Genomic DNA, 25,062 nt, shown 5'->3' on the forward strand with positions numbered 1-25,062 from the left:
GAATGAAAATTTACCGTCCGTTATGGGAAGAGGGCGCGTTTCTGACGCCGCAGCAGTTCCAGCAGCAGGCGATGTGGGACGCGCATGTGGCCGGTACCGTCGCAGGTATGACGCTGGCTCATCCATGGGGAGTGCTGTGTGCAGAGTTCGATGACGGCGCGCTGGCACTCTCAAAACTGAATGCGACGCGCATTGCCGTCCGCTTTACCGATGGCACGCTGGTTGATACCCGCCTGGCTGATGCGCTTCCGCCAGTTTGTGACTTAACGAACGTCACAGATCGGGATTGTGTGGAGGTGGTGCTGGCATTACCGCTCATCAACGCAAGCGGCGGTAATCTGGTCAACGATGCCGAAAGCGAGCGTCCGCGCCGCTGGGTCGCCGCCCGGGAGCGCGTGCAGGAACTGGCCGGTCATGAGATCACGGAGATGGCGGTGCAGCGTTATGCCCTGCGGCTGCGGCTGACGCATCAGGAAAACGCCGCGTATCTGACCTGTCCGGTAGCCCGTCTTAAGCGCAATGCGCAGGGAGAGTGGGTACGCGACGCGGCATTTATCCCGCCCATGCTGGCACTGACTGCCTGTCCGGCGCTGGTTACGGGGCTGGGTGACCTGCTGCACCGCCTGCAGGCGCGGCGTCAGCATCTGATGCAGCTGCGCCGCGAAAGCAATGAGCGTATGGCGGACTTTGCCGTATCCGACGTTTCTCTGTTCTGGCTGCTGAATGCGCTGAACAGCGCCGATCCGGTACTGACAGAGCTGCACCACGCGCCGTCACGTCATCCTGAACTGCTTTATCGCGAGCTGGTGCGGCTGGCAGGCAGCCTGCTGACGTTTTCCCTCAGCAATACGCCGGATGAGATCCCACGCTACCGGCATGAGCTGCCGGAGCAGGTTTTCCCGCCGCTCTTTATGCTACTGGACACGCTGCTGGAGGCGAGTCTGCCTTCCCGTGTTATCGCCATTGAGCTGGAGAATCAGGGCGTACTGTGGAAGGGAAAGCTGCACGATGCCCGTTTGCGCGAAGGGGCCGATTTTTATCTCTCTGTTCGATCGTCTCTGCCAAATCACGAACTTCAGGCGCGTTTTCCGCTGCTGTGCAAGGCTGGCAGCCACGCTGACGTTTCTGAAGTGGTGAATATTGCCCTGAGCGGTATGACCATCCGCCCGCTAGCCCATGTGCCTGCGGCTATTCCGCTGCGCCTTGAAAACCAGTACTTTGCGCTGGATCTTTCAACGGATGCGGCGAAGGCGATGCTTGCCTCCGGCGGCTGTACTTTTTATACCCCGGAATCGCTGGGTGAGCTGAAGCTGGAACTCTACGCGGTGCTGCGCTCATGAATAATCTTAACAAACTGACGGAACGACTCTTTTTTCAGGGCTGGCTGATGGTGAGCCAGCTGCGAGGCGGGCAGCAAATTGAAAACGGAGACGCGCTCTATCGTGAGGCGGTTAACTGGGTCAAGTCAGCCCGTGAAGCGCTGTCAGAAGCCGGAGTCAGCGAGGCCAGCTGCGACCATATGTTATATGCCTTCTGCGTGTTGCTGGATGAGGCGGTACTGAACCGGGGAGTTCAGGATGATGGCTGGGCTCGCTGGAGCCGTGATCCGCTGCAGGTGCGTTTTTTTGGCTCCCTGAACGGCGGGGAAGCGTTATGGGATCGCATCCGTACCGTGCTGCATGAGCCAGCGCCGGAGATCGCTGTCCTGACCTGCTTTTACCGCACGCTGCAGCTGGGTTTCGTCGGGCACTATCGCGCTCAGGATGATGAACGCCGTGAGGATGTGGTGAATGCGCTGGCTGCGCGGGTGCCGCCGTTTACGCTGCCGGAAGATGCACCGCTGGTTATCCGGCCCGCAGGTCTGCGCACCGGACGCCGCGTTTACTGGCTGAGCTGGGGAGTGGCCGTGATGCTGCTCGCCGGACTCTGGTTCGTGCTGGAGTCAGCGCTGGCAGATATGGTGTCGCACATTGCGGGGGCGCAGTAATGTTCCGACCCGATTCACGTCAGGGCCTGGTGCTGCTGGGGAGCGGACTTGCCCTGCTGCTGGTAGTGGAGTACTGGGGTCTGAAGCCGCTGAACAGGGCGATGTTCTGCGGACTGATACTGCTGGTATCTGCGTTTATTCTGTGGCGGTTGCAGCGGTCCACCTCTGACAGTCACTCTGCTGCAGATGCCAGCCTGCCACCTGAAACCTGGCGCCGGCCGGTGATCCTCGTGACAGGAGACACCGCGCTGCTGTTTGGCGAGCGGGACCACCATGAGAGCGGGCAGGGATGGTATCTGAACGTTCGCCAGCCCGGTGAGTTATCCGCGCTGGCGGAACGGCTGGCTCTTCACTCTCCGTCACTGATGCCGCAGCTGTCAGTAATGCTGGCAATCGTCCCCGGACTGCACACCTCCGCAGAGATATTTACACAGCAGCAGTGCGTATGGCTGCGGGCATTTCTGCAGTGCCGCCGCGTGCTGAACGGACTGCCGCCGCTCCGGACGGTGATATGGAATTCGTCCGGGGATAGCGGCACATACTGGTTCAGCCTGACGGCCGACCATCCAGAGCTGCAGTTTCATCCGGACAAACGTGCCCGCCTTTCACTGAGTGAATGGGCAGCACAGGATGCGCACTCTGTTCACCACGCGCTCAGGCTGCAAAGCGTGATGCAGTGGTATGCGGGGCAGTTTGCCGCTTCGCACTCAGCGCGCCCCTGCCAGATCGGTCTCTGCCTGACGCCGTCGCCGGCGCTGGCGGACAACCTGTGGCAGCAGCATGTTGCCGGGCTGACCACGCTTTCATCTGAAAACAACGAATCCCCGCTTTCACTACCGCTGCCGGATCGCCTTCTGTCCGGCCTGGCGCGGCGGCCGGGGATCAGCCGCTGGCTACGCAAATTGCGCATAGCTGGCCTGATGCTGGGTTTGTTTCTGGCACTCGCCATGCTTTTTTCTTTCATTCACAACCAGCGCCTCACACGCAGCGTGACCGATCACCTTGACCTGTGGCGCAGCCTGCCTGATGACGCCATTGCGGCGAAAACCCTTGCGCGCAATGCGCTTATCCGCGATCGCGCGCTGCTGGATGAGTGGCAGCGCAGCGGTGAGCCGATGCGGTTTGGTATGGGGCTCTATCAGGGCATGCGGCTGACCGCACCGGTGAATGCGGCCATACACCGCTGGGCACCGCCCCCGCCGCCGGCCCCGGTTATCCGGCAGGTCGTACAGGGGCCAGAAACGGTGCGCCTTGACAGCCTGTCGCTATTTGAATCGGGCAGGGCAACGTTAAAAACCGATTCCGGCAAGGTGCTGCTCCACGCGCTGGTGAATATCAAAGCCCGGCCCGGCTGGCTGATTGTGATAGCCGGCCACACCGACAGTACCGGCAGTGCACAAGCTAATCAGCTGCTTTCACTGAGACGCGCGGAAGCCGTGCGCAACTGGATGCGCGACACCGGCGACGTGCCGGAGAGCTGTTTTGCGGTGCAGGGTTACGGTCATGACCGCCCGCTTGCCGCCAACGACACCGCGGCGGGTCGCGCGCGTAACCGTCGCGTCGAAATCAGTCTGGTACCGCAGGCTGACGCCTGTCACGTAGCGAACGGACTCACCCGGTCATCACAGGATGATGGCCATTCTTAATCTGAAAAGGAGCAATACCATGGCAATTCCGGTTTATCTGTGGCTGAAGAATGATGGCGGAGCGGACATCAAAGGGTCTGTAGATGTGAAGAGTCGCGAGGGCAGCATTGAGGTGGTGGCACAGGAGCATAACCTGTACATCCCTACCGACAACAATACCGGCAAGCTGACCGGCACCCGTATTCATACGCCCTTTCTGCTCACTAAAGAAATCGACGCGTCAAGCCCGTATCTCTACAAAGCGGTAACCACCGGACAGACTCTGAAATCGGCGGAGTTCAAATGGTATCGCATCAACGACGCGGGTCAGGAAGTTGAGTACTTCAACACAAAGCTTGAGAACGTGAAGGTGGTGAAGGTGAATCCGGTGATGCACGACACCAAAGATCCGGCAAAGGAGAAGCACAACCATCTGGAGCACGTTGAGCTGCGCTACGAAAAGATCACCTGGACCTATAAAGAAGGCAACATCATCCACTCCGATTCCTGGAGCGAACGCGCTACCGCGTAACTGATTCACCCTGCTCAGGGCGTTGTGCTCTGAGCACCTGCAAATGGAGGCGTTATGTCGCATCTCGCTAACTGGGCGACCAACTGGCAGAAAGATCCGCGTTTCAGCAAGAACTATACGGAACGCCTGATTGAAAAAGCGTGTGCCATCGATTCTCAGCTTAATGATGCTTATTGCAGCGGTACGCTCAAGGTGATTGCCGGACCACACCGGAAAGCGGGGCCAAATGGCGGCGGTGATGCCCGCTGGCATATGACACTGCAACCGGATACGGGCAGCTCCTGCTGGCACGTCATTCTGGATAACAGCGTCACCCGGCCAATTGATATCAATAAAAGAGAGCACCTCGGCCACAGTTTTTAACCCCTCTGTGGCGACACCTGTCGCCACGTTCAGTGAGCGTTTTTACACCAGCGCTCAGCCAATCCTGTTTTTAAGCCTTATGGGCCTCGGTGAACGGCCAGGGGCGGTAGCGTGCCTGAAACGGAGAGAAAATATATGGAACATGCGTCTGCAGCGCTGCTGCGCCGGCTTAACCCTTTCTGCGCGCGTGCGCTGGAGGCCGCTGCCTCACTGTGCCAGATCCGCGCACATGCAGAAATCTTACCTGAGCACTGGCTGCTTAAACTGCTGGAGCAGGGAGAAGGGGACATCACGGTCATCGCGCGTCGCTACGAGTGGGACATGGATGACGTCTGGCAGGATCTGCTGAGCTTTCTCAACGATCGGCCACGTCAGGTGTGTGGCCGGCCAGCGCTGTCGGCCCGTCTGCACCATCTGCTAAAGGAGGCCTGGCTGGCTGCCTCGATGGCCGGGGAGGAGCGTATCCGCAGCCTGCACCTGCTGCTCGCCATGGCCGATCATCACGGGCTGATGTGCTGTGCTGCACTCTGGCCGGTTCTTACCCTGGATCGGCCCCGGATAACGGCGCTGCGCCCGCTGCTGGATGCGCAATCGGATGAAAGCCAGGCGGAGCCGCAGCGTATACCGGATATCACCGTTCAGCCGTCCGATCATCCCGGAGAAAAAAAATCCGCTGCCTCAGAGGCGCTATGCCGCTTTACCCGCGACATGACTGCTGATGCGCGCGACGGCAAGATCGACCCGGTATACGGGCGCGATAATGAAATCCGCCAGATGGTGGATATTCTCTCCCGCCGCCGCAAGAATAACCCGATTCTGGTGGGCGAGCCGGGCGTGGGTAAAACTGCGCTGGTGGAAGGGCTGGCGCTGCGCATTGCCGAAGGCAACGTGCCGGAGAGTCTTAGCACGGTCAGCGTGCGCACGCTTGACCTCGGTATGCTGCAGGCGGGGGCGGGCGTAAAGGGCGAGTTTGAGCAGCGCCTCAAAACCATCATTACTGAGATACAGCAGGCGGAGCAGCCGGTGCTGCTATTCATTGACGAAGCGCACACCCTCATCAGTGCCGGTAATCAGGCGGGTGGCGCAGATGCGGCTAACCTGCTCAAACCCGCGCTGGCGCGTGGCGAGCTACGTACCATCGCGGCTACCACCTGGAGCGAGTACAAGCAGTACTTCGAAAAGGACGCCGCGCTGGAGCGTCGCTTTCAGAGGGTAAAAGTTGATGAACCGGATGATGAAACCGCCTGCCTGATGCTCAGAGGCCTGAAATCGCGTTACGCAGAGCATCATGACGTACATATTAGCGATGCCGCCGTCCGCGCGGCCGTTACGCTTTCCCGGCGTTACCTGACCGGACGACAGCTGCCTGATAAGGCAGTAGACCTGCTGGATACCGCGAGCGCCCGCGTACGTATGAGTCAGGATACGGTGCCGGAAGCCATCACGCGGTTACGTGCCCGCACGGACGCGCTGAACGTTGAAAAACGCGCCATTCTGGATGATGAAGCGCTGGGCGGTCCCGTCCAGGCAGGGCGCATGCATGACATTCTAAGCGAGCTGGCCCGCGCTGAGGAACGCCTTGAACAGCTGGAGCTGCGTTACCAGGCCGAGCGCGAAATGATGGAGACGCTGCTGGCCTGTCGTCAGGACGCGACGCAGAACGTCAGGCGTGGCACGTTACACTCTGCCCTGCAGACGCTGCAGCAGGGTGAGCCGCTGATCACGCTGGACGTAGACGCGCGTACGGTAGCGGGCGTCATTGCCGACTGGACCGGCGTACCGATCTCTTCCTTAATGAAGAATGAGCAGACGGCGCTGCTGACACTGGAAAAGACGCTGGAAACCCGCGTGGCAGGCCAGCCGGCAGCGCTGAATGCCATCGCACAGCGACTGCGGGCGTCGAAAACCGGCCTGACCGCTGAGAACGGCCCGCTGGGCGTGTTTCTGCTGGTGGGCACCAGCGGAACTGGTAAGACAGAGACGGCGCTGGCGCTGGCTGACACGCTGTACGGCGGCGAAAAGTCGCTGATCACCATTAATCTCTCCGAGTACCAGGAGGCGCATACGGTGAGCCAGCTCAAGGGCTCACCGCCGGGCTACGTGGGCTATGGTCAGGGCGGCGTACTGACCGAAGCAGTGCGCCAGCGCCCGTATAGTGTGATCCTGCTTGATGAGGTGGAGAAAGCGCACCGCGACGTGGTTAACCTGTTTTATCAGGTATTTGACCGGGGCTTTATGCGCGACGGCGAGGGACGGGAAATTGATTTCCGCAATACGGTTATCCTGATGACCTCCAATCTCGGCAGCGACGCGCTAATGCGGTTGCTCAGTGAACAGCCGGACGCCAGCGAGGCGGATCTGCAGCAACTGCTGCGTCCGATTATCCGCGACCATTTCCAGCCGGCACTGCTGGCGCGCTTTCAGACGGTAATTTACCGCCCGCTGAGCCGTGACACGATGCGTATCATCGTTGAAACGAAGCTTGAGAAGGTCAGAGATCGCCTGCAGCGTCACTACGGCCTGCATACGGATATCACAGACGCGCTCTGTGATGCCCTCACCGCCGCCTGCCTGCTGCCGGATACCGGCGCGCGCAACGTTGACAGCCTGCTCAGCCAGCAGATTTTGCCGGTTGTGAGCAGGCAAATCCTCGCCTGGCAGGCGGCGGGCTCTTGTCCGCAGCAGCTATCTATGACGTGGACAGAAGATGAAGGTTTCGTGCTGGTGTTTAGAGAATAGTAACTTATGGACAGTACAAAAAAGATTGCCAGAGATATGCTTGATGCGATTAATCTTGATGACTCAGGACTATTGGTGAATTTCACCAAAGGATTTATTTCTTTTTCGGTGAGCATGGCTTACCTGAGTTATGATTACATAGATACTGAACGTCGCAGAAATAACAGTAACGATAAATATCGGATAGCAGAGTTAGTTAAGCGGGGCGTTTTCAGAAAAGAGGTTGTTGAGAAAATCGTCAGCGTTTTTATTGATGATTTTACTTCAAGAATCAATTTTGAAAAGGTAAGGGATGTTGCAGACAAAACTGGCGTTAATATTATGGGCCGATTGTCTTTCTCCCATCTGACAGGTGTCAATCTGGGACGTGCTCTGACAGCTAATGCTACAAATGCTATATTCTCTGGCACGATAATTGGCTCACTATTATACCTTGGTAGCGAAGCATCGAGAGCAATTTATACATCAAGAAATCTTGAGTCAGCTAATCCGGTCATTTACTCCAGACTAAGACGCATGGGTAATCTGGATTTACTCTATTTTGTTGTTAAAGATACTGTTGCTCCCTTTGAAAGAGCCTGCAATATACATAAAGAAAACCCTCTTGAGTTTGACGAGTTATGTAGACATTTTTTTAATGGTTTAAAAGGTTAATTTTATCTGCCTGAGAGTATGGTAAGAGGAGTCATGAAAAATTCTTTGATAAAACGCATAAGCTTAACTTTGGCATCACTCGCTGTCAGGGCAATAGGCTCAATGCTGATGGCGACAGGTTTGGTTATGTCAATCTGGTATGTTTTCTTTTCAACTAGCGATTATCGCTATGTCATAATTGCTATTTTGTTCTTGCTGGTATATGCAGGTTATAGTTTGATTAAATTTAGCTTTGAAAAAATGCATAATGAATTTGATATTCACTATTAAGTTTTTCTCATGCGGGAATTTAATTATTTAAACACTTTAGCTGACCTGCGTTTTTCCACTGGCTATGAAAGCACACAGGCACCCCCGGTGGGAATTGATCTTATCATGGAGGATAAATGGTCCCTTATAATAATCTCATTAAATCTTCTCCGCTTTCACTCAATCGATTTCATCTGGAAATTCCTGACTGCCTCTTTCAAATGGATGTCGAAGAATTTGATGCTCAGGAGGGGTTGAGTGAAATCTATCGCTATACAATCAGGTTTACCAGTGACAAATCAAATATTCCTTCTCAGAAAGTGCTACGTAAACATATCTGGCTGTATATGTACGACATGCCAGGTGCGCGGGATAAAATGCTGCCTTTGAAAACGCGAAAAACTGTGCATGGCATTGTCACAGGTTTTCGACGCCTGCAAAGCTCCGTCGATCAGGCTTTGTATGAAGTGGAGATAAAACCCTTCATTGCATTACTTGATAAAAATTTTCGCACTCATCGTTTTTTTGTTAATAAATCCGTTACTGAAGTCGTTTCTCAGATATTAGCAGAGCATGGACTGGAGAGCTGGCAATATCAATTCAGCCTGAAGCGGGATTATCCGAGGCGTGAACAAATTAATCAGTATCAGGAAAGCGACCTTGCTTTTATCCAGCGGATATTAGCTGAGGTCGGGATTTTCTACTATTTCCGGTTGCAGGAAGAAGTATGTACTGAGGTTATTCATTTTGGCGATAGTCAGGCAGCATTTGAAGCGGGAAAAGTATTACTGTTCACCACACCCTCAGGCATGGAGGATGGAGGCATCGACTCAGTCTGGGGCTTAAACCAGCAGCATCATATTGTACAAAAAAGCGTGACGACGAAAGATTATAATCATCGCACAGCTCAGTATATTTTGCGTTCTGAAGAAGCAGATATGATGCGGGGGGATGGCGACAAAATAAATTACGGGAAGGCTTATCATTATCGCGCCCGACATCTTCAGGCAGGCGATAAAATGTTTCCCTCCGCAGAAACCGCCAACTTCTATGCGCAACTCGATCACGAACGGTTTCTGGCTGCTCAGTCTGTTATCGTGGGTACAAGCAGCGATCCTGGCCTTGCTGCAGGGCAGGTTATTACTGTAACCGATAATAATATTCCCCCTTCTTTGCCGGAACAGCTTCTCAATCCACTTGTTATGGTCAGACTGGGGTTTGTTGCCAGCAGAAAGTCAGCAATGCGCGTAACGCTTAGCGCCGTTCCCTATAGTGAAACCCTCTGCTGGCGTCCCGATTTACCTGAACGCCCAAAAGTCAGCGGCACCATGACGGCGCGCGTGACCAGCGCAAAAGATAACGATATCTACGCCTGGCAGGATGCCGCGGGATTATACCGCGTGGTATTTGACGCCGACGAGGAGAGCCGGGAGCGCGGTCTGGAGAGCATGCCGGTGCGCCTGGCGAAACCCTACGGTGGCGATATGTACGGCTTCCACTTCCCGCTGATACAGGGCACCGAGGTAGCGATAGCGTTCCGCGAAGGCGATCCGGACCAGCCTTATATCGCGCACGCGTTACACGATTCAAGGCATGTCGATCACGTCACTGAAGAGAACAGCACGCGCAACGTCATCCGTACGGCAGGCTTTAACAAGCTGCGCATGGAGGATAAGCGCGGTGAGGAGCACATCAAGCTCAGCACGGAGTATGGCGGGAAGACGCAGCTGAATCTGGGGCATAACGTTGACGCGAGCAGGGTTCTTCGTGGTGAAGGGGCTGAACTGCGGACGGATAAGTGGGTAACCGTTCGTGGCGGAGCCGGTGTATTCATCAGTGCAGACAGCCAGCCATATGGCAGCAATAAAATGCTCTCCATGAAAGAAGCTGAGGCACAGCTTGAACATGCGTTGAGTATTGCCAGAAGCCTGTCAGGTGCGGCAGAAGGTGCACAGGCATATCCAGCGGATATTCAAAGCCAGAAATTAATGACAGACGCACTGACAGAACTGGTACAGCCGGGGATGGTATTGAATGCACCGCAGGGAATAAGTATCAGCAGTCCGGAAGGCGTACGCGTCTCCTCGGGAAGCGCCAGCGTAGGGATCGTAGCGCAAAAAAATGCTGATATCAGTGTGATAAAGCGCTTTACGGTAGCGGCAGGTGAAGCCATCAGTATGCTGGCACGTCAGGCTGGTATGAAACTATTTGCGGCGAAAGGAAAAGTTGAAATCCAGGCGCAGGATGATGCGCTGGACGTCATAGCGAAGAAAGATGTCACCGTAACCACCACCGAAGGTAAAATTAATATTACAGCAACAACGGAACTGGTCATTAACTGCGGCGGTGCTTACATCAGGTTAAGTGACGGAAATATTGAACTGGGCTGCCCGGGAAATATTCTGCTGAAATGTGCCAATGTGCAGAAAATGGGAGCAGCTTCTGTAGACACTCCTGCTCCTGAATTTCAAAAAGGCTATGGCGGTGTTTACTCCCTGACTGACGAAGCAGGCAATATTATCCCCCGGACTGAATATAGGGTAACAACTGCTGATGGGCAGGTATTCCATGGAGTGTCAGATGACAGCGGAAAGACGTTGCCGATATATACCGCAATGCCTGGGAAATTAAAAATTGAGATCCTTGGCACTGGCAATTCAGTAGCAGGGAGTAAATAACTATGCCTGATTATCATGCATGGGAAGCCACTGAATGCGAGCATATTACTGATGTAAACATTTCAGAGAAAAAAGTTGTCTGTAAGCGTAAGCCTGTTCCAGGAATAACAATTATTATTGGGGTTTTCTTTGATGGTACGGGAAACAACACATTTAACACTCAGAACCGCATTCTGGAGTCATGTTCTCATCTTGATGTTGGAATGAAGGCAGAAGATGCAAAAGCTTGCGCCAGGAAACTGGGCTGGAATGTCAGCAGTGCCGGAAGTTATATTGGGTATTATTCTAATATCCACTGGCTGAATACGCTTTACGCTACCGATGACGAAGTGATTGAGGGGCAGGCAGTTTATCAACGAGCAGTCTATGTACAGGGCATTGGTACTGTCAGAGGTAGTAGCGATAGCTCGATAAGTATGGCGACAGGCGGCTGGTTTTATGGCGTAGTTGATAAATCTGATGAAGGCGTCGCTCTTATCACTGAGCAAATTTCGAAATTCCTGGAGCTTAACCAGGAAGTAAATTTTGCAATTGAGAAAATTCAGTTCGATGTTTTTGGATTTAGTCGTGGAGCAGCAGCAGCCCGCCACTTTGTAAACCGTGTAAGAAACGACGATAAAGCCATACGGCTGGCAATAGCTAAAGGGCTGGGCGGTCGAAATCACCATGGTAAACCTGCAGGAGAAACCCGCTTTCTGGGGTTATTTGATACTGTGTGCGCGGTAGGTACGGTAAGTAATTTATTTGATGTACATAATGGTGTGAACCCTGGCGTTGAGCTGGATTTACCTCCGGGTATTGCACAGAAAGTCTTTCAAATTACGGCGATGCATGAGTGCCGCTACAACTTTAGTCTTAACAGCATCAGGGAATCGTGGCCGGAACTGGCCCTGCCAGGCGTGCATTCAGATATCGGCGGTGGCTATAACCCGAGGGAAAAAGAATATCTTTACCTGACCGAACCCCGGAACGAAACTGTTAATGAAGGTATTTCTTCTGAAATGACCAATGTCTATCGGCGTTCAGTGGCAGAAATATCCGATCTCAATAGTAATCCATTGTTAAGTGCAATAATTCCGAACGGTGAGGTAAAGACAGAGACCTGGTATGACTATCTGGTCAACGAGGATAAAAAACGTGGTGGCACCCTACAAAAACGTGTTGGGGCGGCAATAACTATTGAGAGAGTAGTGACTAATGACTGGAGCAAAGTGAGTTTACGGGTAATGCTGGACGCGGCTCAGGAAGCAGGAGTAATGATGAAAGAAATTGAACCTACAAATGAATATTTGAATTTACCGGATGATCTTATCTTCTTATGCCAAAAAGCAATTGATCAAGGAAAGGAAGTAAGAAAAGGCAATCACCCAATGCCATTTGTCTCACCAGAACTAAAATTGATTGGAAAGTATATTCACTGCTCCGCTCACTGGAACCCTGTAGTTGTTAAAGATGTCTGGCTGGACGGGAAGAAAGTAAAAACTATCTATGGCGCTGTCAAATCATCTGATTTGTTTTTTTATATCAATCGTCCGAATCCCGGCTGGGTTCGCGCTGTGTGGAATATGCAGGGAGGAAAATCATGAGATTAATTACCAGACCAATTCAGCTTTTATTGCTTGTGTGTACTGCTACCGCCTGTACCAGCAATAAACCTGACAGTTACAAGACTCCCTGGGAGAGGTGGTATTTTGCTTTTACCACCCCTAAATCTTTGCCGGCACAGGTAACACTGTTAAGGCTGCTGGACATAGATGGCTATGCAACTACATATCGGACTATTGATCAACCTCGGGGTATCAGCACAGGACGCTGGAGTGAAAAAAATTCAGCAGGAAATACGCAATTTAACCAAGCCGAAAGATTGCCGCAAATAATGATATTTTGCTGGGACTCAATTATAGATAAAAAAATTTACCAATCCACTCTGTTTTTCACTCAGGATACATGGAAAAAGATGATTAGCCCTTACCCTGACGTTCTGAAACCAGGAAAAAATGCATACCGACAGACGATGCTGATAGGTCTGGCGCCTGAGGGGAAAGTCCGCGTCTGGCTGAGGCAATATGGTCATTCAGATATCCCATTAATCGATACAGAAATAATAACTGTTTCAGGTAAAGAACTAGATATGTGCAAAGGTGTCACAGGAAGTGATTTTTCCTATGGTTACAGTAATGAAACAAAAGCGTTTATTTCAAATAAAAAATACCCTTATGGCTCTTGGTAAATTTGATTAAATGCGGTTTGATTATTCATTCAATATGTTATTATTTCTTAGCGCTCAGCCTGAGATAATAAGGTGAGGGTGAGTATGAAAAATACATCCAGGTTAATTTCGTTTTTCTTGATTTTGTTTTTTACTATTTCTTGTGCCAGTAGTAAATCTGACAGTCTCAAAACTCCCTGGGAGAGGTGGTACTTTGCTTTTACCACGCCTAAATCTTTGCCGGCACAGGTAACATTGTTAAGGCTGCTGGACATAGATGGCTATGCATCTACATATCGGACTATTGATCAACCTCGGGGTATCAGCACAGGACGCTGGAGTGAAAAGAATTCAGCAGGAAATACGCAATTTAACCAAGCCGACAGATTGCCGCAAATAATGATATTTTGCTGGGATTCAATAATTGATAAGAAAACTTACCAATCCACTCTGTTTTTCACTCAGGATACATGGGAAAAGATGATTAGCCCTTACCATGACGTTCTGAAACCAGGAAAAAATGCATACCGGCAGACGATGCTGATAGGTCTGGCGCCTGAGGGGAAAGTCCGCGTCTGGCTGAGGCAATATGGTCATTCAGATATCCCATTAATCGATACAGAAATAATAACTGTTTCAGGTAAAGAACTCGATATGTGCAAAGGTGTCACAGGACATCCAGATGGATATGTATACTATGGAGATACTCCTCATTTTATTAAAGATAAAAAGTATCCTTATGGAATCTGGTAAGTAACTATATTTAAAGTAAAATTAGCAAAGCAACCTCCCTCTCATCTAAATGGATTTTTCATGAAGCCATCGAATAGCTTATTTTTTATTTTTATCTCTGCTTGTTTATTTTCTGCAACAACCATTGCCGATACCATATCAACAACCAGGGCGGACGATGCAGATAAAATAGCTAATATTTATTATTCAGGCATGGGAGTTCCGCGGGCTATGAAAAAAGCCTTCGGGCTCTACCAGAACGCTGCTGAATCCGGAAGCACGGATGCTCAGGGTGATTTAGGTGATATGTATTATTACGAAAAAGAAACCGAGAAAAGCTAAGAAAATGCGAATTACTGGTATGAGAAAGCAGCGAAAAATGGCAATGCCACTGCCCAGATGAATTTAGGCTACGCATACCTCAATGGTGAGGGAGTTGAAATGAACTATGCCAAAGCCAGAAACTGGCTTGAGATTGCAGGAAAACAAGGCCAGCCTTCGGCGATGTATCACCCGGCACGATGTACTTTAATAACAACGGGGTTGCTGAAAACAAGGAGCTGGCCGTCGGGCTATTCAAAAATAGTTGCTCTATAGGCGATTGCAATGCGTGCGATAAGTTAAAAGAGATTAAGCAAAAGAACTAATAAAATTATATGCATAATGAAGTTTATATGCGGAATTAAATATGGGTCTCAATATGTCAAAAGGTTTTGTGTTGCTGGGTGATAAAACCACACATGGTGGACAGGTCATTTCCGCCTCATCAACAATGGTAATTAATGGAAAGAGTGTTGCCCTTGTTGGCGATAAAATAAGTTGCCCGATAAATGGCCATGGCATTAATGCTATTATCGATGGCTCGCCAGAATGGATATCAGATGGTAAAGCCGTGGTTGTTAATGGTTGCCACTGCGAATGTGGCTGTCAGGTTATTTCCAGTGCGCCGGATTGCGCAATAGGATAAATAATGAGTTGGGAGCGTCAAAAATCAATAATATCAGCTAAGCCCGAAGAGCCTTCATTCACCCTGTGGATAATGGCAGGGGTTCTGGCACTGGTCGGGTGCATACTATTATTTGTCCTGCATGCTAATAAAATGGCAGGAGTACTTAAAGCATATAATCTTTGGGCTGCCACCTCATTTCCTGCTGTTATCTGGATATTCTTTCTCTGCCTGCGCAGTTGGCTCTACAACAACGCGTTTAACAGACATAAATTTGAATTAAATGAAGCAGAATTTGCACAACAGCAGTGGGAAGAGTGGGCTGGCCGCAACATCGCAGTCCTGCACAGCGGTGTTATATTGCCTGCAAATCTGACATCTAAAATTCTTTTGGCTTCTCCGCCAACACTGGAGCAAAGCACATTTTTATCCCGACGAATCGCTCTACACACTCCTGAGGCGCACTTTTCTGTTTTGCTAGCAGGGGTAAATCAGGCTTTGGCAACGTTGCCTTCAGGTATCGTACCTGTCGTTACATTGCTGACCGATTTTTCTGATGATTTGCCTGCGTTGCAGGCTGCATTTATGAATGCCTGGCAGAGAGATATTCCCGATCGCCCGGGACCCCGGTTGACCATTCTTAAGTCGAAGTCCTTCCTTTCACTGGATGAGCGAATTCGCGCGCCTGCGCTGGATGTGGAAATAATCCTGATTCATCAGACTCAGGGAGGAGATGCGTATAGTGATGCGCTGGCTCTTCTTATGATGACCTCCGATGATGTGGTCACAAAATTCAACCTCTCTTTCAACGCCCGTATTTTGCGTCCAATGGCACTTGACAGGGAAATATCAGAAACGTCGCTGGATACGTTTTTCTCAACGCAAACGCAGGCCTGTTCAACGGTCAGTATCGTTGGTGACAAAGTGGATTGGGGTAATGCATTTTTTCGTTTGCTCAATTCAGTCAGAGAATATGGCGGTTACTGGAAACCTGAACAGCTCCACTGGCTGGAAAAATATGCCGGAATAAGTGGCCCCTTCTCTCCATGGATATTGGCTGCTGTAGCCAGCGATATCGTCAATATACAAAAAGCGGACTGCCTGATGCTCTCAAAGGATGATGAGCAGAAATTTATTAATACGGTGCAAACAGGGAATATAACTAATGAAAACAGGTGACTCTTTATGGCGTGGAGAATGGGGCCGGCTGGGATTCTCCGCCCTTATTGCAGGAGGGATTGTCTGGCTGATATGGCACTTTGGCGATAGGATTGGGCTACATACTACGCTTATGAAAAGTCTGGTACTTGCCGGTGCGTTATTTCTGTTGATGATGCTTCGTCATAGCAAAACAATGAGTCTGGTTATTCAGCAGAGCTGGCATCGCTTAGAGGCTAAGCGAAAGAATGCCCTGCCTGCTGATGAAAGCCGTGTTGCACAGACCGCACCACGCACCGTCACCGTTGATGCTATCCGCCTCACCCTGCGCAATCTTCACGGTCGCTGCTGGGCACGTAAAACGCGCATCCTGCTGATAACCGGCGCAGTTGATGAAGTGGAACAATTAACCCCTGGCCTGCCGGATCAGCTCTGGCAGGAAGACCGTGGCACGCTGCTGTTGTGGGGGGGCGATCTCAACTCACCTGGTGACATTGCCTGGCTGACAGCGTTACGCAAACTGCGCCGCCGTCCGGTTGATGGAGTAGTATGGGTGACCCGGGCATTCGACCAGCTGTCAGCGCCGGGACTGGAGCAGCGGCTGTCGCTGCCTTCTGAGAGCACCATGGCTCCCCCGTTTTATGCCATTCGCGCCCGGATGGATGCGCTGGGCTGGAAGCTTCCGCTATATGTCTGGTCCCTGCATACGCATGCCGGTAAGCCGGAAACTCGCATCACGCAGGCCACTGGCTGTCTGCTACCTGCCGGCTGTCATAGTGAGGCTTTAACAGAAACGCTGACTGTCCTGACGCCGGTCCTCATCTCGCAGGGGCTGCAGCAAACCTGTGGTGAGGTAAACCATCACTTTCTTTTGACACTGGCTGACCAGCTCAGCCGCAGATCGGAGAACGTGACCGCGCTCCTCTCAGTGATGTTCAATCCTTCCAGCCCACTATCGCTCGCGGGGCTGGTGTTCAGCCAGCCTTCTGCGGGTACCAGGCAAGCTGCTATGCACCACTGGCGCATGGATAAGTGCTGGGATGTTCTGCCTGCGTCAGTCCAGATGCTTCCTGCAGATCTTCGTCCACGTAAGCCGGGCATTCCATGGCAAAAGATAATGGCGTCTTGTGCTTCTCTGACAATGGTGGGCTGGGCTGCGTGGATATGTATTGCATATATAGCTAATTACAGACAGGTAGCTGACGTAAATGCCCAGGCCGCGCTTGCCGTCAGGCTGAATCAGTCGCCTGAACAACGTATGAAAGCGCTAACTGAACTTCAGCACACGCTGGCTCGCCTGGAGCATCGCTCAGAACATGGCGTGCCATGGTATCAGCGCGCCGGGCTTAGTCAGAACGAAAAACTGCGTTCTGCTCTGTGGCCTCGCTACCTTGAAGCAGCACAGCCCCTCCTGCGCGACGACGCCGCAGCCTGGCTTACCGGTGCATTGCAGACTTATGCCACACTCCCGCCTGACAGCCCGCTGCGTGAAACGCAGTCAAAGCAGGCCTATGTGCATCTCAGACTCTATCTGATGCTGACGCGTCCTGAACGTATGGACGCCAGCTGGTTCAGTCAGACGCTGATGCAGAACCGGACACAGCGGCAGGGGCTGGATGAGGCTTACTGGCAGGGAGCCGGGGAGACGCTGCTGGCCTTCTATGCAGAGCATCTGATCACTCACCCCGAATGGGCGCTGAAAGCAGACCCGGATCTGGTCGGGCAGGTACGCACCCTGCTGGTGCGTCAGATGGGGGTAACCAACAGTGAATCGCGGCAGTATCAGCGGGTGATCTCCAAAGTAAAACACCAGTACGCCGATATGCGGCTGGCCGATATGACCGGCGATACGGATGCCGCTCGCCTCTTTATCACTGATGAAATTGTGCCCGGCATGTTCACCCGTCAGGCGTGGGAAGAGGGCGTTAAACCTGCCATTGAAAAAGTGGCGCGTGAGCGGCGTGAAGAGATGGACTGGGTACTGAGTGATGCACCGCCGCCTGCAGGTGAGGCGGCTTCGCCTGAGACACTGGAGACGAGGCTCGCCAGCCGCTACTTTGCCGATTACAGTGCAGCCTGGCTGCACTTCCTTAATAGTCTGCGCCTGCAGCCCGCGCCGACGCTCTCCGATGCGATTGACCAGCTCACGCTGATAGCGGACGTCAGGCAGTCGCCGCTGGTGGCGTTAATGAACACGCTCAATGTGCAGGGGCGTACCGCACAGAGCGGCGGCGCGATGAGCGACTCGCTGGTGAAATCTGCACAAAACCTCTTTAACCGGGAGAAGCGCCCGGTGATTGATCAGCGCAGCGGCCCGCAGGGGCCGCTTGATGCCACGTTCGGGCCGCTGCTGGCGCTGACCGACAATCAGAGCAGCAGCACGATGAATCTGCGCACTTTCCTGACGCGCGTAACGCAGGTGCGCCTGCGCCTGCAGCAGGTCACCAGCGCGGCAGATCCACAGGCGATGACGCAGGCGCTGGCCCGGACGGTATTTCAGGGAAAGAGCGTTGACCTGACGGAGACACGCGACTACGGCAGCCTGGTCGCCGCCGGACTGGGGCAGGAGTGGAGCGGGTTCGGGCAGACGGTGTTTGTGCGCCCGATAGAACAGGCGTGGCAGCAGGTGCTGATGCCGGCTGCAGGCAGCTTCAACGCACAGTGGCAGCAGGCCGTAGTGAATGAATGGAACCGCGCATTCGGCGGCCGCTACCCGTTCAAAAATGTCAGCAGCGAGGTATCACTGCCGCTGCTGGCGAAATATCTGAATGCGGACACCGGACGCCTTACCCGCTTTCTGCACGCTCGTCTGGGTGGCGTACTCCATCGCGAAGGGACCCGCTGGGTACCGGACCGCATTAACGCCCGCGGACTGACATTTAATCCCGCTTTTCTGCAGGCGCTAAATCAGCTCAGTCAGATTGCTGACGTGGTATTTGCCAGCGGTCATGCCGGCCTGCATTTTGAGCTGCGTCCGGGAACGGCAGCAGACGTGATGCAGACTGACCTGATAATCGATAGCCAGAAGCTGACCTACATGAATCAGCAGCCGGTCTGGCGGCGCTTTACCTGGCCTGCTGACACCGACGCGCCAGGCGCGTCGCTGAGCTGGATCAGCACCAAAGCAGGCACTCGTCTGTACGGTGAGATGCCGGGCAGCTGGGGGTTGATCCGCCTGCTGGAAAAGGCGCACGTCAGCGCCAGACCAGGGCTGGGCAGCAGCTGGCAGCTTACCTGGCATGCCCCCGACGGGCGGCCGTTAAACTACACCCTGCGTACCGAAGCCGGCGAGGGGCCGCTGGCGCTGCTGAAGCTGCGCAACTTTACGCTTCCGTCCGATATTTTTCTCACCAGCAGCACCCAGAACCCGCCTGGTAATGCTGAATTCATTGAGGAGGAGTGATGCCTCTGCAATCTCTGATTAGCGCCTGCGGCATGGATGCGGAACCGCTCCGCGCGCAGGCTGCTGAGCATATTCTCTTATGGGAGCACTGGCTGCAGCCTGTAAGCACCAGCCATCCTGCCGGTGAAGACCCGACCTATACCGATACGTTTCAGCGGATGCAGGAGGAGATGAACCGCCTGTCCGGCACGGATATGGCACTGATCTGTTCGCTGGCGGAGCAGATACTGACTTCGGAAGCGAAAGATATCCGCGTAGCGGTCTGGTACTGCGTGGCCCGCCTGCAGCAGGATGGCGAAGCGGGGTTTGCTGAGGGGCTTGCCTTACTGGCGGGCCTGCTGCAGCGCTTTGGTGACAACCTGCATCCGCAGCGGACGCGCAGTCGCGAGGTGGCGCTGAATTTTATATCCGGCGCGCGCGTGCTGGATACGCTGACGCTCTATCCGGAGGTGACGACCGCCACGGCGCAGCGCACCGTGGCGGCGCTGCTGGCTATTGATGACATCTGCAGGGCGCAGGGCGGCACCCATTGCGCAGCGCTTTACAGCGCGCTGGAGTCCCGGCTGCTTAACGCCGGTGGTCCTGATGCGATAGTGCCGCTGACGGCAGCAGACAGCCTGCAACCAGACGCGTCTTCAGCCTCAGCTGCGCCAGCGCTGGCTGCCATCAGCTCCGGGCGGGAGCTGATGGAACAGGCGCGAACGCTGGCAGCTTATCTGCGCGAGCAGCCAAATGGCGCGCTGGCCGCACACCGGCTGATGAAAACCCTCCGCTATGACACGCTCAGTCAGCTGCCGCTGCTGTCAGGTAACGGCAACAGTCGTGTGACGCCACCAAAATCTGACCAGCGCGCGCTGCTTAAACGCCTCTGGCTTCAGCAGAGCTGGGCCGAGCTGGCTGAGCAGGCGGACAGTCTGTTCAGTCGGGGAACAAACCACTTCTGGCTTGACCTGCAGTGGTATCAGCACCAGGCGCAGCTGCGATCGGGACATGCGGAATTTGCCGCTATTGTGCAGGACGATCTGAAAGGGCTGCTCTCCCGCCTGCGCGGACTGGAAACGCTGGCCTTCAGCGACGGCATGCCGTTTGCGGATGAGGTGACGCTGAGCTGGATCCGGCAGCAGGTCATGATAACGGAGAGTGCGTTCGGACCCGATCCCGCCGCTGCGGCGAGCATGCCGGAAGATGAGGTGCTGTTGCTGGAGAGCGAGGCGACTGAGCTGGCAGACAGAGAGGGCATTGCCGCTGCGCTGACCTGGCTGCAGCAGCGACCCGGTATCCACTCTCCGCGCCAGCAGTGGCTCCTTCGCCTGCTGATGGCACGGATTGCTGAGCAGTCTGGTCGGCAGGAACTGGCACTGCAGCTGCTGGGCGCGCTCGATGCTGGCGCAGAGAGTATGACGCTGGCGGAGTGGGAGCCAGCGCTGTTATTTGAAGTCAAGTCCCGCCGGCTGAAGTTACTGCGTGCCCGCGCAGGCCGGAGTGAAACAGATAAAGCCCGCCTGCAGTCTGACATGGAACAGCTGCTGGCCGGGCTGGTGACTATCGATGCGGCGCGAGCGTCAGTACTCTTTTCTTAATAGGGTCTGACCTCTTTCTTTAATTTAAATATAAATGGTTCAAAGGAATGATGACATTAACTGAAACACAGAATATGCAGCCGACAGGCTTTCATTATTTTGATAATACGTTTGTCAGCAGGGAAGAAATAAAAGGCGTCATCAATCACGCAGAGCTCATCAATTTAAAAGGCGCTCAGCTGAGTAAAACTGCCAGTCAGTACGAAATTGAATTGTGGACCGATAAACAGGTCATCAATATTCATGCCGGTAATATTCTGACCAATGTGATTATCACCCCGATTGCGGCTGCAGCGGACATTATTTCCTTCCCGATATCGCTGACGTTTCTCCGGTTTATGACTGGTCTGGGTGCGTTCAAATAAGAGAGGCTCGTCAGAATATGAAAGACTTAACGCTGCGCTATTACGATATTGAAATGCGCTATCTGCGCGACGCCGCAAAAGAGTTTGCCGAAACGCACCCTGACCGCGCCGCCATGCTCAACCTGGATCGTGCCGGCACGCCGGATCCGTTTGTGGAGCGCCTGCTGGAGGGTTTTGCCTTCTCGGTAGGACGGCTGCGTCAGAAGATCGATGATGACCTGCCGGAGCTGACCGAAGGCCTGGTCAGCATGCTCTGGCCGCACTATCTGCGCACCATTCCATCGCTCGCAGTGGTGGCACTGACGCCGGACCTGCCGAAAATGAAGATGGCAGAGACGGCGCCGGCAGGACTGGAGATCTTTTCCCGTCCCGTGGGGCCTAAAAATACCGTGTGCCGCTATCGCACCACGAAGCCGGTCACGCTTAACCCGCTGGCGGTCACCGGGGTTGCTATGGGCACTGAGCCGGATGGGCGCTCTGTGCTGCGCCTGCGCCTGACCAGCAGCGGGCAGGCGGACTGGAGCCAGTGTGACCTGCGCCAGCTGAGCCTGTGGCTGGGAGAAGATCTGCCCGTGGCGACGGCACTGCATCAGAGGCTGACCCGCTGCCAGGCGGCGCTGTACATTCGCGAGGCGGGGCAGCCGGAGCGCAGGGCCTTTGACGGCTGGTTCAGCCCCGGCGGATTTGACGAGGATGACCGGCTCTGGCCAAAGGGGGAGAGCGCTTTCAGCGGCTATCAGCTGCTGCTGGAATACTTCACCTTTCCTGAGAAATTCCGTTTCGTGAATCTGAATGGGCTGGAGACGCTCGCGCTTCCGCCCGGGCTGGCATACGTCGATATCGAGGTGGTCTTCAGCGAGCCGTGGCAGAGTGATCTACCGGTGAAAGAGAGCTCTCTGCGCCTGCACTGCGTGCCGGTGATTAACCTGTTTGCACTGGAAGCCGATCCGCTGATTGTGAACGGACTGGAGAGCGAGTATCTGCTGCGCGCAAAGCGCCTGCAGGATGGGCACACGGAAATTTACTCGGTGGATACGGTCAGCGGTTCAGGACTGAGCGGTGCGGCTGAGTATGTTCCGTTCACCAGCTTCCGGCACCGGGGCGGCATGATGCGTCGTCTTGCTCCGGAGCGTTACTTTCATACCCGCGTGCGCCGGGGCGTCACCGGCCTGCATGACACCTGGCTGATCCTCGGCGGTCAGCAGTGGGAGAAAGACGATCTGCTTTCCCGCGACACCCTCTCGCTGCGCATTACCGGTACCAACGGCCAGCTTCCGCGTCGCGCGCTGCAGAGCACGCTGCTGGATCGCTGCGAACAGGTGCTGCAGACGCCGGTGACGGTGCGCAATCTCACCCGCCCGACGCTGCCTGCTTATCCACCCGCTGAGGACCGCTTTCACTGGCGGGTGCTCAGCCATCTCGGCTCTGGCTTTATCAACATGATGAACAGCGCAGAGGTGCTGCGCGGCACGCTGGCGCTCTATAACTGGCAGGATGATGAACGCGGTAACCGCAGGCTGGAGGCGATCCTTGACGTGCAGCAGCATCGTCTGCAGCGGTTTGAGTCGGGTTATCTGCTGCGCGGTCTCGATGTTGAAGTAACGCTCGACAGCAGCGGTTTTACCGGTGATGGCGATATCCATCTGTTTGGTGAAATGCTTAACCGTTTCCTGTCGCTGTATGCGGACATGAATCAGTTCATTCAGCTTTCGCTGATAGTCCGGCCTGAAGGAAAATGTATCCGATGGAAAGAGAATCACAGTCAGCGTCTGCCCGGCTGATAGCACGGCTGGGCGACCAGCTGCCCCGTATGAATTTTTACCGTTTTTGTCAGCTGCTGGAGAGGTGCGATCCTGAAGCGCCGGTTCCGGGCAGCGTCTGGCAGGTGCGACACGAGCCGGTACGGTTCAGGCCGCACCCTGGCATGGGATTTCCGGCTGGCGAAATTCGCGCGGCTGAAACCGCCGGGTATCCGCACCTTCCTCCAACCGTACGCATCAATTTTATGGGGCTGTATGGCACGGCATCTCCGCTGCCGACGCACTATCTCGACGATATCGCCCGGCAGCGTGAAGGGCATGAGGCGCTGCAGGATTTCCTGGATATCTTCAGTCACCGGCTGACTACGCAGTTTTATCGTATCTGGCGCAAATACACCTATCCGGCCACGTTCGCCGCCGGCGGCACCGATGAAACCTCTCAGTACCTGCTGGGGCTGGCTGGCCTGGGAATAGACGGCTGCGCGCAAAACATCGCCACGCCGGTTTCGCGCTTTCTGGCGCTGCTGCCGGTCATGATGTTGCCTGGCCGGACCGCAGAGGGTCTCTCCTCGCTGGTGGCGCTGCTGGCACCGGATACGCGCGCGCAGATAGTGCCGTGGGATCCGCGTCGTATTCCCCAGTCCTGCCGTTTACGTCTGAGCACGCAACAGCCGGTCAGCCTGATGCGTCGTCCGGTCATGGGAACGCATGCCACCGACGTTAACGGACAGGTACTACTGCGACTGCTCACCGATAACCCGGAGGAGATGCGCGGCTGGCTGCCCGGCGGACAGTTACACGGCGATCTGATGGCGCTGCTCCACGTCTATCTGGGAGCAAAGCTGGATGCACGGCTGGAGCTGTGCGTTGACCGCGCCCTGCTGCCGGATGCGCAGCTGAGCTGCCGGAGGGAAGCGGCACAGCAGCTGGGCCGCACCGCGGTGCTGCCTCAGCGGAACCTTAACGCCTCGCATAAACCCGATTTACTCACTATACCGCTCGGGCGTTATCAGCGTGTCCGGGAACAACCTTCAGGGACTAAAACAGATGAACAGGGCGACTACCGCTGGTAAAATAGTTATTCCTCTGATGCTGGCGCTGAGTGCCAGCGGCTGCGGCCTGACGCAGAAAGTATCCGAAGGCACCGCGTCCGTCACAAAATCTCTTTTTTACAAACAAATACGCACCCTGCACCTCGACTTCCGCGCCCGCGAAGGCGCCAACCGCAACGCGCAGGGCGCTGCGCTCTCAACCGTGGTGCGCATCTGGCAACTCAGCGACCGTCAGGCCTTTGACGCCTCCGACTACCCTTCACTGTTAGCAGCTGACAGTCAGGTTCTGAAAGCGGATCTGCTGGCGCAAAAGGCTATCCGGGTGCGTCCCGGCGAATCGGTCAGTATTGATGTCCCCATGGAAGAGAGAACAGCCTTTGTGGCGGTGGCCGGGCTGTTTTTGTCGCCAGATACTCAGGATGAGACGTGGCGACTGCTGCTGACCCGCGCAGACCTCCACCCGGACAAAGCCAGGGTAATTGAGCTGGGTGACGGCACGCTGACGCTGGTAGCGGAAAAAGGGGAAAGACCCTGATGCAGCCTTCACTTTACGACATGCTTTACGGCAATTTCAGCGGCGGCCTGGATCTGGATGCGGTGAGCGAACGGGAACAGGTGATTTTGTCGGTGCTGGATAACCTGCAGCGCATTCTGAACACCCGCGCCGGTGCCCTGGCTCATCTGCCCGATTATGGCCTGCCGGATATGACGCTCATCCTGCAGGGGCTGCCCGGCACTGCACATCAGCTGGTACATATTCTTTCTGACGTATTACTGAAGTATGAGCCCCGGCTGAAACAGGTTGATGTGGTGATGCTGGAACAGACGCAGCCCGGTGAGCTGCGTTATGCCATTGATGCCGGACTGGACGTCGTAGGTATGGTGCGCTATGGCACTGACTTTATGCCGGGAGGAAAGGTACTGCTGCGGCATCTGCGCCAGCAGAACGTGATGAGTTAAGCCATTGCCGTCAGCCAGCCAGATGAGATCTCCGGCCTGGCGCTTCGCCTTTACCTTCCCGCTAACGCTC

General features: G+C 54.4%; 23 protein-coding genes. All 23 read left to right on the forward strand.

All coding sequences use genetic code 11. The features are described 5' to 3' along the window. Window positions 1-2 precede the first annotated feature (2 nt). The 23 genes from tssK (at window position 3) to tssE (ending at window position 24,992) form a co-directional block, all read left to right on the forward strand. Window positions 3-1,340 (forward strand): type VI secretion system baseplate subunit TssK, encoded by a 1,338-nt coding sequence (gene tssK / locus F3J39_RS09415; protein WP_145339536.1) that lies wholly within the window; start codon window positions 3-5, stop codon window positions 1,338-1,340. Beyond that, the gene (tssL, locus tag F3J39_RS09420) at window positions 1,337-1,987 is read left to right on the forward strand and encodes a type VI secretion system protein TssL, short form (RefSeq protein WP_071669200.1); all 651 of its coding nucleotides are present in this window, start codon (window positions 1,337-1,339) and stop codon (window positions 1,985-1,987) included. Before tssK ends, tssL begins: the two co-directional genes overlap by 4 nt. Continuing rightward, entirely contained in the window at window positions 1,987-3,633 is a 1,647-nt protein-coding gene (locus tag F3J39_RS09425) for an OmpA family protein (RefSeq protein WP_211049527.1), read from the forward strand. The genes tssL and F3J39_RS09425 overlap by 1 nt, the downstream gene beginning before the upstream one ends. 19 nt (window positions 3,634-3,652) lie before the next feature. Next, window positions 3,653-4,144, forward strand: a complete 492-nt coding sequence (locus tag F3J39_RS09430; RefSeq protein WP_039380468.1) for an Hcp family type VI secretion system effector — start codon at window positions 3,653-3,655, stop codon at window positions 4,142-4,144. 54 nt (window positions 4,145-4,198) lie between these two features. Next, complete coding sequence (locus F3J39_RS09435) at window positions 4,199-4,507, forward strand: hypothetical protein (RefSeq protein ID WP_039380466.1); 309 nt, start codon at window positions 4,199-4,201, stop codon at window positions 4,505-4,507. Window positions 4,508-4,642: 135 nt separating this feature from the next. Then, the gene (tssH, locus tag F3J39_RS09440; RefSeq protein ID WP_166714103.1) at window positions 4,643-7,246 is read left to right on the forward strand and encodes a type VI secretion system ATPase TssH; all 2,604 of its coding nucleotides are present in this window, start codon (window positions 4,643-4,645) and stop codon (window positions 7,244-7,246) included. A gap of 6 nt (window positions 7,247-7,252) precedes the next feature. Continuing rightward, entirely contained in the window at window positions 7,253-7,900 is a 648-nt protein-coding gene (locus F3J39_RS09445; protein WP_166714104.1) for a hypothetical protein, read from the forward strand. A 33-nt stretch (window positions 7,901-7,933) separates the two neighbouring features. Next, on the forward strand, window positions 7,934-8,170 hold the full coding sequence (locus F3J39_RS09450; protein WP_166714105.1) for a hypothetical protein: 237 nt from the start codon (window positions 7,934-7,936) through the stop codon (window positions 8,168-8,170). A gap of 116 nt (window positions 8,171-8,286) precedes the next feature. After that, window positions 8,287-10,827: a type VI secretion system Vgr family protein gene (gene vgrG, locus F3J39_RS09455; RefSeq protein WP_166714106.1), complete on the forward strand. Its 2,541-nt coding sequence runs from the start codon at window positions 8,287-8,289 to the stop codon at window positions 10,825-10,827. A 2-nt stretch (window positions 10,828-10,829) separates the two neighbouring features. Next, a complete protein-coding gene (locus F3J39_RS09460; RefSeq protein ID WP_108569929.1) occupies window positions 10,830-12,413 on the forward strand; it encodes a DUF2235 domain-containing protein in 1,584 nt (527 codons plus the stop codon). Continuing rightward, window positions 12,410-13,057: a DUF2931 family protein gene (locus tag F3J39_RS09465; RefSeq protein WP_039380458.1), complete on the forward strand. Its 648-nt coding sequence runs from the start codon at window positions 12,410-12,412 to the stop codon at window positions 13,055-13,057. Before F3J39_RS09460 ends, F3J39_RS09465 begins: the two co-directional genes overlap by 4 nt. 84 nt (window positions 13,058-13,141) lie before the next feature. Next, window positions 13,142-13,789 (forward strand): DUF2931 family protein, encoded by a 648-nt coding sequence (locus F3J39_RS09470; protein ID WP_108569928.1) that lies wholly within the window; start codon window positions 13,142-13,144, stop codon window positions 13,787-13,789. Window positions 13,790-13,849: 60 nt separating this feature from the next. Then, window positions 13,850-14,110, forward strand: coding sequence for a hypothetical protein (locus F3J39_RS18835; protein WP_247648243.1), 261 nt, complete (start codon window positions 13,850-13,852; stop codon window positions 14,108-14,110). A 57-nt stretch (window positions 14,111-14,167) separates the two neighbouring features. After that, the gene (locus F3J39_RS18840) at window positions 14,168-14,365 is read left to right on the forward strand and encodes a hypothetical protein (protein ID WP_247648244.1); all 198 of its coding nucleotides are present in this window, start codon (window positions 14,168-14,170) and stop codon (window positions 14,363-14,365) included. A 103-nt stretch (window positions 14,366-14,468) separates the two neighbouring features. After that, complete coding sequence (locus tag F3J39_RS09480; protein ID WP_166714168.1) at window positions 14,469-14,735, forward strand: PAAR domain-containing protein; 267 nt, start codon at window positions 14,469-14,471, stop codon at window positions 14,733-14,735. Between the two features lie 3 nt (window positions 14,736-14,738). Continuing rightward, the gene (locus tag F3J39_RS09485) at window positions 14,739-15,893 is read left to right on the forward strand and encodes a hypothetical protein (protein WP_166714107.1); all 1,155 of its coding nucleotides are present in this window, start codon (window positions 14,739-14,741) and stop codon (window positions 15,891-15,893) included. Next, complete coding sequence (locus F3J39_RS09490) at window positions 15,880-19,275, forward strand: ImcF-related family protein (RefSeq protein ID WP_166714108.1); 3,396 nt, start codon at window positions 15,880-15,882, stop codon at window positions 19,273-19,275. The genes F3J39_RS09485 and F3J39_RS09490 overlap by 14 nt, the downstream gene beginning before the upstream one ends. Then, window positions 19,272-20,855, forward strand: a complete 1,584-nt coding sequence (gene tssA / locus F3J39_RS09495; RefSeq protein WP_348769941.1) for a type VI secretion system protein TssA — start codon at window positions 19,272-19,274, stop codon at window positions 20,853-20,855. The genes F3J39_RS09490 and tssA overlap by 4 nt, the downstream gene beginning before the upstream one ends. Window positions 20,856-20,902: 47 nt before the next feature. Next, window positions 20,903-21,220: a hypothetical protein gene (locus F3J39_RS09500; RefSeq protein ID WP_166714110.1), complete on the forward strand. Its 318-nt coding sequence runs from the start codon at window positions 20,903-20,905 to the stop codon at window positions 21,218-21,220. 17 nt (window positions 21,221-21,237) lie between these two features. Next, window positions 21,238-23,001 carry a type VI secretion system baseplate subunit TssF gene (gene tssF, locus F3J39_RS09505; protein ID WP_166714111.1) on the forward strand — a complete coding sequence of 588 codons (1,764 nt, stop codon included), beginning with the start codon at window positions 21,238-21,240 and terminating at the stop codon, window positions 22,999-23,001. Further along, window positions 22,956-24,053, forward strand: a complete 1,098-nt coding sequence (tssG, locus tag F3J39_RS09510) for a type VI secretion system baseplate subunit TssG (RefSeq protein ID WP_166714112.1) — start codon at window positions 22,956-22,958, stop codon at window positions 24,051-24,053. The genes tssF and tssG overlap by 46 nt, the downstream gene beginning before the upstream one ends. Continuing rightward, window positions 24,028-24,567 (forward strand): type VI secretion system lipoprotein TssJ, encoded by a 540-nt coding sequence (gene tssJ, locus F3J39_RS09515; RefSeq protein WP_166714113.1) that lies wholly within the window; start codon window positions 24,028-24,030, stop codon window positions 24,565-24,567. Before tssG ends, tssJ begins: the two co-directional genes overlap by 26 nt. Continuing rightward, a complete protein-coding gene (gene tssE / locus F3J39_RS09520; protein WP_166714114.1) occupies window positions 24,567-24,992 on the forward strand; it encodes a type VI secretion system baseplate subunit TssE in 426 nt (141 codons plus the stop codon). The genes tssJ and tssE overlap by 1 nt, the downstream gene beginning before the upstream one ends. Window positions 24,993-25,062 lie beyond the last annotated feature (70 nt).

The sequence above is a fragment of the Pantoea sp. Acro-807 genome (assembly GCF_011752675.1).
Classification (GTDB): Bacteria; Pseudomonadota; Gammaproteobacteria; order Enterobacterales; family Enterobacteriaceae; genus Pantoea; species Pantoea eucrina.

Excerpts from the sequence above, each read along its gene's own strand:
- F3J39_RS09480 (WP_166714168.1), top strand. The coding sequence starts at position 14,469 with ATGTCAAAAGGTTTTGTGTTGCTGGGTGATAAAACCACACATGGTGGA.
- tssJ (WP_166714113.1), top strand. The coding sequence starts at position 24,028 with ATGAACAGGGCGACTACCGCTGGTAAAATAGTTATTCCTCTGATGCTG.
- tssE (WP_166714114.1), top strand. The coding sequence starts at position 24,567 with ATGCAGCCTTCACTTTACGACATGCTTTACGGCAATTTCAGCGGCGGC.
- F3J39_RS09485 (WP_166714107.1), top strand. The coding sequence starts at position 14,739 with ATGAGTTGGGAGCGTCAAAAATCAATAATATCAGCTAAGCCCGAAGAG.
- tssK (WP_145339536.1), top strand. The coding sequence starts at position 3 with ATGAAAATTTACCGTCCGTTATGGGAAGAGGGCGCGTTTCTGACGCCG.
- F3J39_RS09500 (WP_166714110.1), top strand. The coding sequence starts at position 20,903 with ATGATGACATTAACTGAAACACAGAATATGCAGCCGACAGGCTTTCAT.
- F3J39_RS09470 (WP_108569928.1), top strand. The coding sequence starts at position 13,142 with ATGAAAAATACATCCAGGTTAATTTCGTTTTTCTTGATTTTGTTTTTT.
- F3J39_RS18835 (WP_247648243.1), top strand. The coding sequence starts at position 13,850 with ATGAAGCCATCGAATAGCTTATTTTTTATTTTTATCTCTGCTTGTTTA.
- F3J39_RS18840 (WP_247648244.1), top strand. The coding sequence starts at position 14,168 with ATGAATTTAGGCTACGCATACCTCAATGGTGAGGGAGTTGAAATGAAC.
- tssF (WP_166714111.1), top strand. The coding sequence starts at position 21,238 with ATGAAAGACTTAACGCTGCGCTATTACGATATTGAAATGCGCTATCTG.
- tssG (WP_166714112.1), top strand. The coding sequence starts at position 22,956 with ATGTATCCGATGGAAAGAGAATCACAGTCAGCGTCTGCCCGGCTGATA.
- F3J39_RS09460 (WP_108569929.1), top strand. The coding sequence starts at position 10,830 with ATGCCTGATTATCATGCATGGGAAGCCACTGAATGCGAGCATATTACT.
- F3J39_RS09425 (WP_211049527.1), top strand. The coding sequence starts at position 1,987 with ATGTTCCGACCCGATTCACGTCAGGGCCTGGTGCTGCTGGGGAGCGGA.
- F3J39_RS09445 (WP_166714104.1), top strand. The coding sequence starts at position 7,253 with ATGGACAGTACAAAAAAGATTGCCAGAGATATGCTTGATGCGATTAAT.
- vgrG (WP_166714106.1), top strand. The coding sequence starts at position 8,287 with ATGGTCCCTTATAATAATCTCATTAAATCTTCTCCGCTTTCACTCAAT.
- F3J39_RS09450 (WP_166714105.1), top strand. The coding sequence starts at position 7,934 with ATGAAAAATTCTTTGATAAAACGCATAAGCTTAACTTTGGCATCACTC.
- F3J39_RS09435 (WP_039380466.1), top strand. The coding sequence starts at position 4,199 with ATGTCGCATCTCGCTAACTGGGCGACCAACTGGCAGAAAGATCCGCGT.
- F3J39_RS09465 (WP_039380458.1), top strand. The coding sequence starts at position 12,410 with ATGAGATTAATTACCAGACCAATTCAGCTTTTATTGCTTGTGTGTACT.
- tssH (WP_166714103.1), top strand. The coding sequence starts at position 4,643 with ATGGAACATGCGTCTGCAGCGCTGCTGCGCCGGCTTAACCCTTTCTGC.
- F3J39_RS09490 (WP_166714108.1), top strand. The coding sequence starts at position 15,880 with ATGAAAACAGGTGACTCTTTATGGCGTGGAGAATGGGGCCGGCTGGGA.
- F3J39_RS09430 (WP_039380468.1), top strand. The coding sequence starts at position 3,653 with ATGGCAATTCCGGTTTATCTGTGGCTGAAGAATGATGGCGGAGCGGAC.
- tssL (WP_071669200.1), top strand. The coding sequence starts at position 1,337 with ATGAATAATCTTAACAAACTGACGGAACGACTCTTTTTTCAGGGCTGG.